Origin of the sequence: Pseudoalteromonas sp. SG43-5, from assembly GCF_014164345.1 — a bacterium.
GTDB classification, from domain to species: Bacteria; Pseudomonadota; Gammaproteobacteria; order Enterobacterales; family Alteromonadaceae; genus Pseudoalteromonas; species Pseudoalteromonas distincta.
Window position 1 is genome coordinate 81,679 of record NZ_JACJFA010000012.1, and the last position, 17,081, is coordinate 98,759.

Genomic DNA, 17,081 nt, shown 5'->3' on the forward strand with positions numbered 1-17,081 from the left:
CATGAGTACAGAATTACTGATCAATGTCACACCGAGCGAAAGTCGTGTTGCCCTAATAGAAAACGGTGTACTGCAAGAAATACAGCTAGAGCGAATCGGTAATCTAGGTATTGTAGGCAATATTTACTTAGGAAAAATAAGCCGTGTACTTCCGGGTATGCAGGCTGCTTTTGTTGATATCGGCCTTGAAAAAGCTGCATTTTTGCATGCATCCGATATTGTAAATAGTGCCTCTATTGTTGAAGGCGTAGACGACGTACCAATAAAAAAAGTACAAGATATTAGAGAATTAGTTCGTCAAGGCCAATACATTATGGTGCAAGTGGTAAAAGATCCGCTAGGCACTAAAGGCGCAAGACTCACCACTGATATAACTATCCCTTCTCGCTATTTAGTGTTTATGCCTGATGCGACCCATGTAGGGGTTAGTCAGCGTATAGAAACTGAAGAAGAGCGCTCACGTCTTAAAAAAATAGTCGCAGAATATGGCGATGAAAATGGCAGTTTTATTGTACGTACAGCAGCTGAAGGTGCTAGCGAAGCTGAATTACGACACGATGCCGGCTTTTTAAGAAAATTATGGGAAAAAATAACATCACGTCGTAGAAAAACGAGTAAAGCCAGTATCCTACACGAAGATTTAACGCTTGCCTTTAGAACCCTGCGTGACTATGTAGGCGAAGATATGGAGCGCATTCGCGTTGACTCTAAACTCAGCTATGAAGAACTAAAGTTATTTACTGAAGAGTTTGTTCCACAGCTTTCTCAAGTGCTTGAATACTACCCAGGCGAGCGACCTATATTTGATTTGTTTGATGTTGAAAACGAAATTCAAAAAGCACTACATCGTAAAGTTACGCTAAAATCGGGTGGCTATATAATTATTGACCAAACAGAAGCAATGACGACTGTTGATGTTAATACAGGTGCATTTGTAGGGCATCGTAATTTAGAAGAAACAATTTTTAATACCAACGTAGAAGCAACCTCTGCAATTGCTCGCCAGCTTAGGCTGCGTAACTTAGGCGGTATTATCATTATCGACTTTATCGATATGGTAAGTGAGGATCATAAAAGGCGGGTGCTTCATTCACTTGAATCAGCCCTTGCAAAAGATCGCACTAAAACGAATATTAATGGGCTTTCAGCGCTTGGCCTTGTTGAAATGACGCGTAAACGTACACGCGAAAGCTTAGAGCATATTTTATGTGATGTATGCCCTGCATGCTCCGGTCGTGGTTCACAAAAAACAGTTGAAACGGTTTGCTATGAAATACTACGTGAAATAGTGCGTGTTAACCGAGCATACGCAGCGGACAAGTTTATGGTGTACGCAGCACCTGCTGTAAGTGAGGCGCTACTAAACGATGAGTATCATAACCTTGCTGAGCTTGAACTATTTATTGGTAAGCAAGTCAATATTCAAACCGAGAGCTTATACAGCCAAGAACAGTTTGATGTGGTAATGATGTAATGAAAGCAAAAGCGGTCTGTTTTTTTTGTTTTAGAAAGTTATGGCAGACTTGCGCCATAATTTTGGTATTACTGGCCGTTATTGTTTCAATTTTAAAATATACCCTCCCGTATGCAAACGAATACAAAGGTGACATAGAAAGCTATTTACACGAAAAGTTTGAAATAAGCTTATCTATTGGCGAAATATCAGCTAGTTGGCAGGGCAGTGGTCCTGCATTAGTGCTAGAAAATTTATCGTTTAAAGATAACGAAACCGCGCCAATATCACTCACCATTGCTAAAACCAGCTTAGAGCTAAACCTATGGGAAAGCTTAAAAGCACTGCAACTTAGATCTAATTATTTTGTTATTAATGGTTTTCATACCAGTGTAAATATCACCAACTTATTTAAAACCGGTGATAACGACGAAGTTTCTTTTGAGCAAAAAGAGCTAATTGAAGAACTGTTTTTGGGTAAAACGGGTCATTTTGCAATAGAAAATTCCAGTATTAACTTTATTTTAGAAGACGGTAAAGAACGTAAATTACTTCTTCAAAACATTGTTTGGCAAAATGAAGATGAGCAGCACTTTGGCAGTGGAAGCTTAGCACTACCGGGAATTTCGGTCGGAGACTTTGACGCGCGCATAGCACTTACCGGGGATACTCTAGAGCAGGTTGCGGGCGACATCTATGTGCAGGCTAATAAGGTCGATGTATCTAACTGGTTAGCGCAATATATAAATACGCAAAAACAACAACTACATAGCGATATTAATTTACAAGCATGGCTAAAACTAGATAAAGGTTTTGTAAGCGATGTGAAAATGCAGTGGTTACCAAGCTTTGTACGCTGGCAGCGAGAAGAGCAAAGCCACCAAGTTAGTTTGAGTGAAGGTGGATTCCATCTATATCCAGAACAAAATAGCTGGCACTTAAAAAGTACCGGTTTAACATTTAATAGTAACGATAAAGCATGGCCAAGTTTAGAGTTTGAAGCCCAACTAGGGCTGCAAAATAAAGTGTGGCTGCATCAAGTTGATTTTGAATTACTGAGTAACCTAGCCGGGCTAAGTAATTTTAATGCACTTGAACCATTTTTAGAACGCCAACCTAGTGGGCAAATAGATCAAGCTTATTTAAGTTTTTCTAATGCACAGCAATGGCAATTATGGTTTGAGGCTAACAATATTGGCTGGCAAGAATTAAGATCGGTACCAGCAGCGCAAGGGCTTAGAGTAAATGGTTTACTTACCCAAAGTACTGGTCGAATAAATTTATTTGGCGAAAGTGGCACATTAGTCACAGGCGAAAGCTTTAGTAACGACATAAATTATAATCAGCTAAATGTAGAGCTAGATTTAGCTAAGCGAGATGATGGCTGGCATATAAGTAGTGACAATATCTGGTTTGATAATGATGAAGTTACTCTTGCTGCAGAATTACAAATTAGCCTAACAGATGATCCTCGATTAGATCTTTACGCAGAAGCGTTCGCCCCAGATGCCAATATTGCAGATCATTACTTCCCATTAAAAGCGATGAGCCCTGAACTTGTTAGCTATTTAAATGGTGCAATTAAAGGCGGAGAAGTATCTAAAGCACAGGTCTTATTTGCAGGGCCTTTGTCTGGTTTCCCATTTACTGATGGTAGTGGTCAGTTTGATGTATTAGCACAAATAGACAATGCAACCTATGAGTTTGACCCTGATTGGCCAGCGGTCACTAATGCTGATGTACAGCTACATTTTGCTAATGAGCGAATGGACATATATAGCCAGCAAGGCAAGTTGGTTAATTTAGATATTGGTAATAGTGTACAGGTGAGCATTGCAGATTTAATGAATGCTGATGAACTTATTGTGCAAATTGATAAAAAAGCAGAGATGGAAAAGTTACATGACTTTTTTGCAGCGACACCTATTGCCAAACCTCTTGCTGAAATTTTTAAAGTTGTACAGGGCAAAGGCGAAGCCGATGCCAGTATTGAGCTTTTAGTAGGCTCTAAGTTTAAAGGCGGAGCCAGTGTTAGCGGCAAAGTTAATTTAAATGACTTACCAGTATTTATAGCAACGCCAGGTATTGAGCTTAAAAACTTAACTGGCGAGCTTAATTTTAAAAACGACAATATTACACTTAAAAATGCGACTGCGAAGTGGTTGGGCATGCCGCTAAATATTAATTACAGCAGCAAAAGTGATGCTAAAAATTACCAAGCAAACATAGATATAAACGCCAAAATTGACGCCGATACACTAATTGATAGTGGACAAGGTATATTAAAAAATTATTTAAGCGGGCAAAGCGATGTTGATATTGGTTTAGTACTTAATTTTACCGAACAAGGCTTTAATTATCGTGCACAGGTAAACTCAGAACTACTTGGCTTAACGAGTAACTTACCCGCACCTTATAATAAAAATAGCGAACAAGCGTGGGCACTTGATGCAGTAGTTCAAGGTGATGATATTTCTAATCTCATTACAGCAAACGCTAATCAACAGTTTTACTTTAATGCTATTTTAGAAAATGGAAAATCACAGTTTAGTAATGCCCATTTTGTGCTCGGAAAACAAGATTTAGGATTAAACCAAAAAGACTTAAGCGTAAATATAAATCTTGAGCAGAGTGAATTAGTGCCTTGGTTTGATCTGATTGATCAAATAATTAAAGCAGGTAAATCAAACCCAGATAAAGAATCAAAAGGGATTATGCCACCGCTTAATGAGGTGGTCGCAAATATAGGTATGCTTGATGCGAGTAACATCATCTTTAATGATTTTGAAATGCGTTTAGCACCATCAAAAGACGATTTATACCTAAAGCTAAATGCTAAAGAACTTAGAGCTGGGGCTTTTATTCCTACATCACAGCCTAGCCAGCCTATACGAATTAATGCCGATTACTTAAGGCTTAATTTTGCACAGCCTAGCGAGCAATTAATTGAAATAACAGATGTGCTTCCTGAGGAAGACTTGAGCTGGCTTACTAAAATACCTGCCATTGAGTTTGAATGTAGTGACTGCAAAATTGATCGCTATCAGCTTGATAAAGTGAGTGCGTCATTATTAGGTGATGGCGAGCGCTTATCGATATCAGAACTTGTAATCGATAAAGGAGATCATGTACTGCGCACTAAAGGGCAGTGGCAAAATGGTTTAACAACGCTAAGTGGTGAGCTTAAAAGTGATGATATAGGCGCATTGTTTGGCGAGTTTGATATTACCTCTGCAATTAAGGACTCTAAAGCTGATCTAAATTATGATCTTACTTGGCAAGCAGCACCTTATGATTTTGATGTGAAAACTTTAAGTGGTGAGGTTACTTGGGATTTAGGGGAAGGTCACTTAACTGAAATAAGTGATGGTGGTGCACGCGTATTTTCGCTGTTGAGCCTTGATTCACTCGTACGCAAACTGAAACTTGATTTTAGAGATGTATTTTCAAAGGGCTTTTTTTATAACAGCATGCAAGGCTCTATGCAGTTAGAAAACGGTATCGCTTACACTAAAGATACTAAAATGGATGGTGTGCCTGCCGATTTAACTATTAAAGGCTACGCAAACTTAAATACGCTAGATATAGATTACGACCTTGCTGTAGCGCCACAAGTAACCTCAAGCATTCCGGTTATAGTTGCGTGGATGGTTAATCCAGTAACAGGGCTTGCTGCTTTAGCACTTGATAAAGTTATTCATTCTGCGCGCGTCATCTCAGAGATCAATTTTAAAGTAACGGGTAAAATGAACGACCCTATTGTTCAAGAACTCGACAGAAAAAGTCGTGAAGTTACACTACCTCAAGCTGCGCAAAATCAGCCACAAGCATCAGTCGATTTAAAACTTAAAGATGCACAAGTAACAGTAACGCAATGAACAAAACAGCAAGCATAAGCACACCCACAATAGTTGCCCTACAAATGTGTTCAGGGCTAAGCCCTGATGACAACATAGCAAGCTTAAAGCGCGCACTTAAAACTCTGCCAGCAACAAGACCATTACTTGTTTGCTTGCCAGAAGCTTTTTTAGTGTTTAGTAAAAGTGGTAACGATACGTTACGTGTTGCTAAGCAAGTTGATCAATACAAATTACAACTTAGTGAATTGTGCCAACACCATAATATCTGGTTAAATGCAGGCACAATGCCTGAGCCATTTAACGAACATAAGTATTACGCAGCATCGCACTTATATAATAATCTAGGCGAGCTGGTTGCAACGTATAACAAAATACATTTATTTGATGTAACCGTTGATGATAAAACAGGTAGCTATCGAGAGTCAGATTTTACCCAAGCAGGTCGCGATGTAGTGGTTGTTGATTCTCCCTTTGGTAAAATTGGCTTAACAGTATGTTATGATCTGCGCTTTAGTGGCTTATTTAACGAACTAGTACGCCAAGGCGCCGATATTATTTTAGTACCCAGTGCATTTACAGTCCCTACAGGGCAAGCGCATTGGCAACCGCTATTAGCAGCTCGCGCAATAGAAACACAATGTTATGTAGTTGCAGCTGCTCAGTACGGTACACATGAAAATGGCCGACAAACATATGGCCACAGTATTATTATTTCACCTTGGGGCAATACCCTGAGTGAATTGCCAACAGGCACCGGTTTTATAAGCTGCAACGCAGATTTAGACCAGTTACAAAAAATTAGACGAGATATGCCCGTGCAGTCTCATCAACGATTTAGAGAGCATTTATTATGAATTCGGTTGAACAGCATTTACTACAAGACAGCCAGCTAAATAGAGAAGAGCTCGAAAAAACGCTCGCTTACATACATCAGCATAAAGTGGATTACGCCGATTTATATTTTCAATCAAGCCACCACGAATCATGGGTGCTTGAAGACGGCTTAGTTAAAGAAGGCTCTTATAACGTTGAACGTGGCGTTGGTGTACGTGCTGTAAGCGGCGAAAAAACAGGTTTTTCTTACTCTGATGCAATAAATCTTGAAGCACTTAATAAGGCGGCTACAGCGGCTCGTAGCATCGCAGATGCTGGCGAAGATAGAGCGATTAAAGTATTTAGTGATGTTAAAGCTAAAGAGCAGTTTGCACCGCATCAGCCAATTTCGAGTATGAGCGATACCGACAAGGTGAGTTTATTACGCGAACTTGAAAACTATATTCGTGAACTAGCACCCGATGCAGAGCAAGTAATTAGCTCAATGTCAGCGGTATACGAAGAAGTATTAATCGCAGCAAGTGATGGTACGTTTGCCACCGATATTCGCCCGCTTATTCGCTTAAACTGCTCAGTACTGCTTGAAAAAAATGGTCGCCGTGAACGCGGTGGCGCAGGTGGTGGTGCACGTTTAGATTATGGTTACTTTAAAGAGCTTGTTGATGGTAAACCACGTTGGATGGAATTTGCTGAAGAAGCTGTACGCCAAGCTAAAGTAAACCTTGAAGCTATTGATGCACCTGCAGGCACGATGGAAGTTGTACTTGGTAATGGTTGGCCTGGCGTGCTTTTACATGAAGCAGTAGGGCATGGACTTGAAGGCGACTTTAACCGCAAAGGCGCGTCTGCGTTTAGTGGTAAAGTAGGCCAAAAAGTAGCATCTGAGCTGTGTACTGTTGTTGATGATGGCACCATGGCCGATCGCCGTGGGTCACTTAATGTTGATGATGAAGGTACACCAGCGGCTTACAACGTACTTATCGAAAACGGTATTTTAAAAGGCTATATGCAAGATAAGCTAAACGCGCGTTTAATGGGTGTAAATCCTACCGGTAACGCACGTCGTGAGTCTTATGCGCATTTACCAATGCCTCGCATGACTAACACCTACATGTTAGGTGGTGAGCACACCCAAGCCGATATTATCAGCTCAGTTAAAAAAGGGGTATTCGCGCCTAACTTTGGCGGCGGACAAGTTGATATAACCTCAGGTAAGTTTGTATTTAGTGCATCAGAAGCGTATTTAATCGAAAATGGTAAAATTACCCAACCAATTAAAGGCGCAACGCTTATTGGTAATGGACCAGAAGTAATGCAGCAAATATCTATGGTTGGTAACGACTTAGCACTTGATAAAGGTGTTGGTGTTTGTGGTAAAGATGGTCAAAGCGTACCGGTAGGCGTAGGCCAACCAAGCCTTAAGATTGATCAGTTAACGGTCGGTGGTACAGCTTAAATATTACTCAAGCGCGAAGTGAATTCGTACCTACATGCTTGATGTTTATTGTAGGTGAGGTTTTATACCTCGCTTTTTAAATACAGACTTAGAAATAGAGCGCGAAATAAATTCGCACCTACGATTTGTATTTTTACTTTGTGTAGGCGAGGTTTATGCCTCTCCTTCACCTTCTTTATTTTTTTCAGCCTCTTTGTACCATAACGCAAAAAAGCACTCTGTTAATTTGTGCTCTATCTCAAGCGCTTTTTCTGTCGGGCAAAACAAGGTAAAGCTTGCTTTAAATTCACCTAAATCGGTTGTACCAAAGTGAATTACCGGCTCTGGGCCAGATATTTTTGCATCAAGTTTACGCTCAATCATCGAATTATAACGGCTTGCTACTTCTTGAAACTCTTCGCAGTACAGTTTAGCTTGCTCAGTGAGTGTGTCGTGAATAGGGTAAGGGTTAAAGCTCTCTCTTCGGACAATAATAAAATGATGTGTAACAAAGCGTTTTACAAAGTTTAAGTTTTTAATAGAGCTGGTGATCAGCTTATTATTAGGTATGTATATGGTTTTTCTAGAAAATTGATAAGTATGTATATCAATTTCATGCATGGTTGTTTTTATCCAATCCGTTTCAGCTACTTCACCAAAGTAATCACCTACTTGTATCCAATCACCCACTCTAAACGGGCGAGTTGTTACGAGGTAAAAAAAGCCTATTACACACTGAATAAACTCACGCGTTGCAAGTACAATCGCCACGGCAAAAGCAGCAATAGAAAGTGCAAAGTTTTGAATTTCGGTCGACCACACAAATAGCAGCGATATCATCATTACAAAATTAATAAAGTGCTTAATATTGTGTGCGATGTAACGGATGTCTTTTTCTTTTTTTTCTGCGCGACTTTTAGCAAGCTTATCAACAAGCACTTTTAGTACAAATGCAATTGTGATCATTACAATTGAAAGAAGAAACGGATGCAGCAATATATCTTTAGTCATGGTATCCAATTAAACGTGAGTTGATAAAAACAGGCTCAGTATATTGATTTATTAAACCAATTAGCAAATTTAGTGTAAAAAAAGTAACCAATAAAAAATTTAGCTACGTTATTGAGTTACTTGATCAGTGCAATGCTTGTGATTTTTAGCCATTCTTTTTCGGCATATGAGTACAAGCTCAATGGCTGAAATAAAAATCAAAGTATAGCCAAGCGTTTCTATACCTTCCTCAATAATGTTTTTTACCGCACGTACATAGTCATCACCCATTACTGAATGCCAAAATGCGCCTTTGCCCATCATTCGCGAAAATGCGAGTAAAGTAACCATGCCTGATAAGCAAATTCCATAACTAGGAGTGAGGCTATAGGCTTTTAAAGAGTTAAAAATACTTCCTCTGTTTGTTATTAAATAAACAAACACGCCAGCTAAAATTGAATAGACGATACTTTGCCAAGCGCCATCAAAAAAGTATAAGTCGAGGTAGGTATCAAACTCTCTCACAAACATCATTGCCGATAACGCAGCTAGTAATACAGCCGGTATTTTGAGTTGAAAGTTAATTCGCGAAGCATAAAAAAATAAAATACAACTTAAAAAAGTTAAAACATCTTGCATATGTTCGGTAAGAGTTTCTTCACTGTAAAGTGCATACTGTTTTAATTCACACCCTTCAAGTTGAATTAAATGAGCAACACCCGCTAGGCATAATAAATAAATAAAAGATCGCAGTAAAAACATAAATAACCAAGAGAAACTATAAATGCGCGGGATTCTAATCGTTAAAATGCTTTAAAGCCAAAACAAAATTTAAACTTTTAACCTTTTTATTGGTCTAAAATTTTTGCTGTTAAAATAATGGCTTAGATGTTTTTTTAATGTTGAATGGATGTTTTTAATGTGACGTTTTAAGTGGTTTATTGTGCAAAATATAACAAGCATTAAAAAGCCCTTACTAATTACTTAACAAGGGCTTTTTATAATTGAGCGCTTAAAGTTTAGCGCCTAGCGCATAGTAACAAACTCTTCAGAACCTGTTGGGTGAATCGCAACAACGGCATCAAAATCAGCTTTAGTAGCGCCCATTTTCATGGCAACTGCAAAACCTTGAATCATTTCATCAACCGCAAAACCAATACCATGTAGGCCAACTACTTTTTCGTCTGGGCCGGCACATACAAGCTTCATTTTACAAGGTTGGCGATGTTTAGTTACCGCTGTGTACATAGCTGTAAAACCAGATTGGTAAATCTTAACGTTTTCTTCGCCGTATTGAGAAATAGCTTCTTGTTCAGTAAGGCCAATAGTACCAATTGGTGGGTGACTAAATACAACAGTAGGAACTAGGCTGTAATCCATTTTTAAATCATCAGGTAGTTCTTTATTAAATAAACGCTCTGATAAAGTACGCCCTGCTTTCACTGCTACAGGCGTAAGTTCAATACCGTTTTCGATAATATCACCAACAGCATAAACGTTTTTAGCTGTGGTATTTTGAAACTCATCAACTTTAACAAAACCATCGCTGTTAACTTCTACGCCGGCAGCGGCAACATTAATTGCATCTGTTGTTGGCTGGCGGCCAATGGCCCAAATTACTTGGTCAACGTTATGAGTTTTGCCATTATCTAAATGTAGCGTTACAGAGCCATCATCTTCTTTAACTAATTTATGAGGTACAGATTCTGTATGAAGAGTAGGGCCTTCAGCAGCCATAACATCAACAAGTGTTTCAACTATGTATGGGTCAAAGTTACGAAGTGGAGAATGCTTACGAACAAATAAATGTGTTTCAGTACCTAAACCATGTAATACACCAGCAAGCTCAACGGCTATGTAGCCTGCGCCTATTACTGCAACGCGCTTAGGTTGCTCTTTTAGCTCAAAAAAGCCATTTGAATCGATACCGTGTTCAGCACCTTCAATATGCGGAATGCTTGGGCGTCCACCTACTGCAATTAATATATGGTCGGCTGTGTAGTGCTTGCCGTTTACTTCAACTGTTTTATTATCTACAAATTTAGCAAAGCCTTTAATTACAGTAACGCCATTGCTAGCAAGGCCACTGTCATAACCTTTATGAATTCGACCTATGTAGGCTTCACGGCTTTCTACTAACTTGCTCCAATCAAAGCCTTTAACTTCAACATTAAAGCCGTAATCTGGGGCATATAAATTAATTGCTTCAGCAACCTGAGCACCGTGCCACATTACTTTTTTAGGTACACAGCCCACGTTTACACACGTGCCGCCCATGTGTTTTGCTTCTATAAGTGCTACTTTAGCGCCACGCATTGCCGCTCTATTTGCAGAGGCAATACCACCACTGCCACCACCGATTGCAATATAATCAAAGTGTTGTGTCATTTTATGTCCTTAGGCGTTGAGTTTTATGCGCATTAGCATAACATTAAGTTTTAAAAATAAAGAGTGTTTAGGTGACCTATGTTTAGTAAAAAAACATTCGAATTTCTTGCTCAGCTTGATCAAAACAATAATAGAGACTGGTTTAATGACCATAAATCACAGTATGAGGAATACGTAAGAGAGCCCGCTTTAGATTTCATTAGGCAAATGCAAGCACCACTTGCTGAGGTTTCTAGCCATTTTGTCGCATCAGATAAAAAAGTCGGCGGTAGTTTAATGAGAATCCATAAAGACGCGCGTTTTAGTAAAGATAAAACCCCATATAAAATTAATGTAGGAATTCAATTTCGCCATTTTATGGGAAAAGACGTACACGCCCCTGGTTTTTATTTTCACTTAGCAAATGACGAATGTTTTGTAGGTGCTGGTATTTGGCGACCAGAATCAAAGGCGCTTAATGCCATTAGAACCTGCATAGATGAAAACCCAAATAGCTATAAAAAAGCAATTTATGATGAGCAATTTAAATCTATATTTGAAATGTCAGGAGAGTCGCTAAAACGCCCACCAAGAGGTTTTGAAAAAGATCATCCCTTAATAGATGAGCTCAAACGAAAAGACTTTATAGCCATTAGCCCACTTACTCAAAAGCAAATATGCAGTAATAACCTAGTTGATACGGTACTAGAACGTTATAAAGTGGCCGACTCATTAATGGGTTATTTGTGTTTTGCTTTAGAGCAACCTTATTAAAATTAAACAACTTAAAAGCGGCTGAGTTGTTTTTTTACTTTTAGACCCAATTTAAAACGTAATGCATTAACGCGAAGAGAGTATTTATGAGCAACCCACTAATTGGCCTTGAAGGCTTACCACCATTTTCAAAAATAAAGCCTGAGTACGTAGTACCAGCACTAAAAGACGGTATTGAGCTTTGTCGTAAAGCCATTGATGACGTGCTAGCGAAAGGCTCGTACACGTGGGATGACTTAGTATTACCCCTTGAAGAAGCGGACGATAAATTATCGCGCATGTTCTCCCCTGTATCGCATTTAAATTCAGTAATGAATAACGACGAATTACGTGAAGCTTACGAGCAGTGCTTACCGTTAATATCTGAATATTCAACATTTGTAGGTCAGCATCAAGGTTTATACAACGCGTATAATACGCTTTATAACAGCGATGAATTTAAAACGCTGACTACAGCACAGCAAAAAACAATTACTAATGCGCTTCGTGATTTTAAATTATCGGGTATTGCATTAGCGCCGAAGCAGCAAAAACGCTACGGCGAAATTAGCGCGCGTTTATCAGAACTTGCCTCAAAGTTTGGCAACAACGTAATGGATGCCACACTTGCTTGGCACAAACATATTACTGATGAAAGCGACTTAGCTGGCTTGCCAGAATCTGCTTTAGCGCTTGCAGCTGATACTGCAAAAAGTAAAGAGTTAGACGGTTGGGTATTTACCCTTGATTTCCCGTCGTATTTACCAATTATGACCTATGCAGATAACCGCGAACTCCGCAGAGAAACTTACACCGCGTTTTCTACGCGCGCGTCAGATCAAGGCCCTAATGCCGGTGAATTTGATAACTCAGAGATTATGAGTGAGGAGCTTGCGCTTCGCCATGAACTTGCACAGTTACTAGGATTTAACAGCTACGCTGAAAAGTCACTGGCAACTAAAATGGCCGAAACACCGGCGCAAGTATTCTCGTTTTTAGAAGACCTTGCTGCTAAATCAAAACCACAAGCAGAACAAGAAGTGGCAGAGTTAAAAGCCTATGCTGAGCAAAAACATGGTATTTCTGAATTACAGGCATGGGATTTTGGTTACTACAGCGAAAAACTTAAGCAAGAAAAATACGCTATTTCAGATGAAGTACTGCGTCCTTACTTCCCAGCAAATAAAGTATTAAGTGGCTTATTCGAAACCGTTAATCGCTTATTTGGTATTAGCGTAAAAGAAGTTACTGATTTTGATACTTATCATAAAGATGTACGCTTTTTTGAAATTGTAGATAGTAGCAATACGCTTCGTGGACGCTTTTATCTAGATTTATATGCACGCGACCACAAACGTGGTGGTGCGTGGATGGATGACTGTATGGGTCGTAAAGTACGTGCTAACGGCGAACTACAAACTCCAGTGGCTTATTTAGTGTGTAACTTTAATAAGGCGGTTGGCGATAAACCGGCGCTGTTTACTCATGACGAAGTGACAACCTTATTCCACGAGTTTGGTCATGGTATTCACCATATGCTTACACAAGTTGATGCAGCCCCTGTTGCGGGTATTAATGGCGTGGCATGGGACGCGGTAGAGCTTCCTAGTCAGTTTTTAGAGAACTGGTGTTATGACGAAGAAGCCTTGAGCTTTATTTCAGGTCATTATGAAACGGGTGAGCCGTTACCTAAAGAGTTACTTGATAAGTTACTTGCTGCTAAAAACTATAACTCAGGCGTACAAATGCTACGTCAAATTGAGTTTTCGTTATTCGACTTTAAAATCCATAACGATTACAAAGTGGGTGAGCAATGCCAAATTCAAGCAGTACTAAACGATGTACGTAGCCGCACATCAATCGTTAAACCGCCTGAGTTTAACCGTTTTCAAAATGGTTTTAGTCATATTTTTGCCGGCGGTTATAGTGCAGGTTATTACTCGTATAAATGGGCTGAAGTTCTATCTGCTGATGCGTTTTCTAAATTTGAAGAAGAAGGTATTTTTAGCGCCGAAACAGGGCAAGCCTTTATGCAAAACATTTTAGAAAAAGGCGGTAGCGAAGAGCCAATGGAATTATTTAAAAAGTTTCGTGGTCGTGAGCCAAATGTCGACGCGTTACTACGTCATAGCGGTATTGCTGTTTAAAAATTAATATTTAGCACAAACCAAATTAAAGCGCCTTAATGGCGCTTTTTTATTATTTTAAAATTATTATCTAATAATTTTTAGTAATTTCATCCTGTCGTACTATGCTTTTAGCACACCCAATAAAATGGATTAAGGCATGGCAAAGTTGGTATTAGCAATTGATGACGACAAATATGTTCATCATATAATTGAAGAGTCTTTAGCAGGGTTTTGTAAAATAATTCATGCAAAAGATGGCGATGAAGGATTAAGGCTAACCAATAAATATAACCCTGATATTATTTTACTCGATATTGAAATGCCAGGTATGTCAGGCTATGACGTATGTAAAACGATAAAGCAAAGTGAAAGCACTCAAGATATTCCCGTTATGTTTCTCTCATCTAAAATAGAGTTAAGCGATCGGGTAAAAGGTTATAGTGTTGGCGCATCTGATTACATTACTAAACCCTTTAACGCAGAAGAGTTAATAGCGCGTATAAAAGTGCTTTACGAATATCGACAGCAATGTGCAAAGCTAAAACTGGATATAGCAAAAGCGAATAAAACAGCGGAAATAGCGATGACAGAGTCGGGCGATATGGGCCGTATAATGCGCTACGTTGGACAAAGCTATCACGCTAATAACTTTCAATCGTTAAGTGAACACTTTTTTGCCTTTTTTGCTCCTTTAGATTTAGATGTTGTGGTTGTGTTTTGGTATCAAGGAACAGGTGTTTTTTATAGCCAGCAAAGTGGTGTTTGCCCGTTAGAGCAAGAGCTGCTGGAGCAACACAGACAAGCTCAACGATTTGTTGATATTGGTAGTAGTACTATAATTAATTACCCCAAAGTATCCCTTTTGATAAAAAATATGCCAGTTGATAACGATGCTTTGTACGGACGCTATAAAGATCTGTTCCCGCATATATTAGAAGTAACCAACGAGAAGGTTATTACCATGGAAAGAAGCGAAAGCAGTTATGAGCAGGCAGCTCAAATAAGTACAGCCCTTCAAGATATTGTTAAGCAGTTAACTACTCAAAATATAGAGCAAAACAAAAGTACTAAAGTGTTTATAGAGCAGCTACATGAGCTTGACTGCGCCATTAAGCTACAACAAACACAAGCAAATCCTGCAGATCTCACCTTATATATATCTCAATTAGATCAAACAATGCAGTTATTTGTATCGGCTAATAGTGATTTAGCTTTTATCAAATATCAGCTTAAACAAGTTGCCGAAAGCCGCAATGAACTTATATCTAATTTACGCACTAAAGCGGAAGCCGCAAAGGTCAATACTAATCATCACAGTGATATAGAGCTATTTTAGTGCTTTAAAGTAAAGCGGTTGATATACTATAGGCGTATTTTATCGTCGGAGTTTATTGTGGTTATTCAGTGTGCTTTTAAAGAGTTACGTCCTTATTTAAATGAATTAGAAACACGCTTTGGTTTAGCCCAATGGGCGCAAAATTGCAGTGGCTTTAGCTTACATTACGACGATAAAGGGTTAAGCCTATTTAAAACCGACGAGCCTAAACTAGGTGCAATTAACGTTGATTTTGTAACCGGTGCTGCCGCCCATAGGCGTAAGTTTGGCGGTGGTAAAGGGCAAGCAATTGCCAAAGCGGTTGGCTTAAATAAAGGTGCAACGCCTGTTGTACTCGATGCTACCGCAGGCCTTGGGCGAGATGGCTTCGTACTTGCCTCGCTAGGGTGCAAAGTTATATTACATGAACGTCATCCGGTTGTAGCTGCACTTTTATACGATGGCTTAAAGCGAGCCTATAGCGATATTGAAATTGGTTTGTGGATGAAAGAAAATATGAGCCTAATATTTGGTTCAAGCCATACCCTACTATCGCAATGTGAAAGCATGCCCGATGTGGTTTATTTAGATCCCATGTTTCCGCATCGCGAAAAATCAGCATTAGTTAAAAAAGAAATGCGTGTATTTCAAGAGCTTGTTGGTGCAGACAACGACGCAGACGACCTACTTGATTTTGCCTATCCACTTGCCAGCAAGCGTGTCGTTGTAAAACGCCCCGATTATGCGCCATTCTTAAACGAAAAAACCCCAAGTATGCAAATTAAAACCAAAAAGAACCGTTTTGATGTTTATGTAAAGGCGGCAATGGTTTAAACATCAAAACAAATTGGTGGTATATCCCTAGAATTTACCCATGTAAGAATCGTTATATTGGCTTGGATCTTAGGATCTAGCCTTTTGAATCTAGGATCTTATTACATTTTCATGTTAGAATTTGCGCAATTTTTTGGCATAGCAAAGTAGCACAGTAATGATCTTAGACGATATTCGCATTGTTTTAGTTAACACGTCACATTCGGGCAATATTGGTTCGGCGGCTCGCGCCATGAAAACCATGGGTTTATCAAAACTTTATTTAGTTGATCCTGCTTGTGAAATAGACAGCCAAGCAAGTGCTTTAGCTGCAGGCGCAACTGATGTTTTAGGCAATGCAGTTATTGTAGGTACTGTTGAAGAAGCTATCGCTGACTGTACATTAACAATTGGCACAAGTGCGCGTTCTCGTACGCTTTCGTGGCCAATGGTTGAACCACGTGAATGTGGTGAAAAACTCGTTGCTGAAGCTGTAAATGGTCCTGTAGCGCTAGTATTTGGTCGTGAAAACAGCGGCTTAACTAATGAAGAATTACAGCTTTGTAATTACCACGTATGTATTCCTGCTAATCCAGAGTACAGCTCGCTTAATTTAGCTATGGCCGTACAAACACTTAGTTACGAAACACGTATGGCGTTTTTAAATCAACAACCTAAAAAGGTTGAAGAAGACGATGCAGTTTACCCAAGCTCAAAACAAACAGAACTGTTTTATGAGCACCTTGAAGAGACGCTTTTCAAAACCGGTTTTATTATCAAACAGCACCCTGGGTTAGTTATGACTAAATTACGTCGTTTATTTAACCGAGCTCACCCTGAAGATGCCGAAATGAATATTTTACGCGGTATTCTCACTTCAATTAATAAGTCTATCCCTAAGTAACTTAGGTATAGCTATTAGTTATAAAAACCAATGGGTAAATAACTAGCTAATACTTGACTAAAATACTCAGGTAATTACAATGGCTGTAATACTTGACCAAAGAGGTCAAGTATTGAAAGTTTGTTAACTCTACAATTTAAAAAGTAAGAGTTTATAAATCAAATTTTTATCAAGTGATAATACTTGACTAATTTACTCTGGTAATTAAAATTTGCACTCTTTTGTGCA

At 39.1% G+C, this 17,081-nt stretch carries 12 protein-coding genes; 9 read left to right on the plus strand and 3 right to left on the minus strand.

Features of this window, described 5'->3' with window-relative positions:
• Nucleotide 1 precedes the first annotated feature (1 nt).
• Genes rng through tldD form a run of 4 tightly spaced genes read left to right on the plus strand, consistent with a single transcriptional unit; the run spans nt 2 to nt 7,603 of the window.
• The gene (gene rng, locus H5161_RS13305) at nt 2-1,474 is read left to right on the plus strand and encodes a ribonuclease G (RefSeq protein WP_002958405.1); all 1,473 of its coding nucleotides are present in this window, start codon (nt 2-4) and stop codon (nt 1,472-1,474) included.
• The gene (locus tag H5161_RS13310; RefSeq protein WP_182769496.1) at nt 1,474-5,331 is read left to right on the plus strand and encodes a YhdP family protein; all 3,858 of its coding nucleotides are present in this window, start codon (nt 1,474-1,476) and stop codon (nt 5,329-5,331) included. Before rng ends, H5161_RS13310 begins: the two co-directional genes overlap by 1 nt.
• Nucleotides 5,328-6,167: a carbon-nitrogen hydrolase family protein gene (locus H5161_RS13315; protein WP_182769497.1), complete on the plus strand. Its 840-nt coding sequence runs from the start codon at nt 5,328-5,330 to the stop codon at nt 6,165-6,167. The genes H5161_RS13310 and H5161_RS13315 overlap by 4 nt, the downstream gene beginning before the upstream one ends.
• Nucleotides 6,164-7,603 carry a metalloprotease TldD gene (gene tldD, locus H5161_RS13320; RefSeq protein WP_182769498.1) on the plus strand — a complete coding sequence of 480 codons (1,440 nt, stop codon included), beginning with the start codon at nt 6,164-6,166 and terminating at the stop codon, nt 7,601-7,603. The genes H5161_RS13315 and tldD overlap by 4 nt, the downstream gene beginning before the upstream one ends.
• A 153-nt stretch (nt 7,604-7,756) precedes the next feature.
• Here the strand turns inward: tldD and H5161_RS13325 are convergent, their stop codons facing one another.
• From H5161_RS13325 to gorA, 3 genes are all read right to left on the minus strand, one after another.
• Nucleotides 7,757-8,593: a mechanosensitive ion channel family protein gene (locus tag H5161_RS13325; RefSeq protein WP_024597410.1), complete on the minus strand. Its 837-nt coding sequence runs from the start codon at nt 8,591-8,593 to the stop codon at nt 7,757-7,759.
• Between the two features lie 108 nt (nt 8,594-8,701).
• Nucleotides 8,702-9,334: a hypothetical protein gene (locus H5161_RS13330; protein ID WP_182769499.1), complete on the minus strand. Its 633-nt coding sequence runs from the start codon at nt 9,332-9,334 to the stop codon at nt 8,702-8,704.
• Nucleotides 9,335-9,598: 264 nt separating this feature from the next.
• Nucleotides 9,599-10,960 carry a glutathione-disulfide reductase gene (gene gorA / locus H5161_RS13335; protein ID WP_182671026.1) on the minus strand — a complete coding sequence of 454 codons (1,362 nt, stop codon included), beginning with the start codon at nt 10,958-10,960 and terminating at the stop codon, nt 9,599-9,601.
• 78 nt (nt 10,961-11,038) lie between these two features.
• On the opposite strand from gorA, the gene H5161_RS13340 reads away from it, so the two are divergent.
• The 5 genes from H5161_RS13340 (at nt 11,039) to trmJ (ending at nt 16,853) form a co-directional block, all read left to right on the plus strand.
• Complete coding sequence (locus H5161_RS13340; RefSeq protein ID WP_138488457.1) at nt 11,039-11,713, plus strand: DUF2461 domain-containing protein; 675 nt, start codon at nt 11,039-11,041, stop codon at nt 11,711-11,713.
• A gap of 86 nt (nt 11,714-11,799) precedes the next feature.
• Nucleotides 11,800-13,839 carry an oligopeptidase A gene (gene prlC, locus H5161_RS13345; protein ID WP_182769500.1) on the plus strand — a complete coding sequence of 680 codons (2,040 nt, stop codon included), beginning with the start codon at nt 11,800-11,802 and terminating at the stop codon, nt 13,837-13,839.
• Between the two features lie 139 nt (nt 13,840-13,978).
• Nucleotides 13,979-15,157, plus strand: a complete 1,179-nt coding sequence (locus H5161_RS13350) for a response regulator transcription factor (protein WP_182769501.1) — start codon at nt 13,979-13,981, stop codon at nt 15,155-15,157.
• A gap of 57 nt (nt 15,158-15,214) precedes the next feature.
• Complete coding sequence (locus H5161_RS13355; RefSeq protein WP_010554084.1) at nt 15,215-15,970, plus strand: class I SAM-dependent methyltransferase; 756 nt, start codon at nt 15,215-15,217, stop codon at nt 15,968-15,970.
• A 157-nt stretch (nt 15,971-16,127) separates the two neighbouring features.
• Nucleotides 16,128-16,853, plus strand: a complete 726-nt coding sequence (gene trmJ / locus H5161_RS13360; RefSeq protein ID WP_002958423.1) for a tRNA (cytosine(32)/uridine(32)-2'-O)-methyltransferase TrmJ — start codon at nt 16,128-16,130, stop codon at nt 16,851-16,853.
• Nucleotides 16,854-17,081 lie beyond the last annotated feature (228 nt).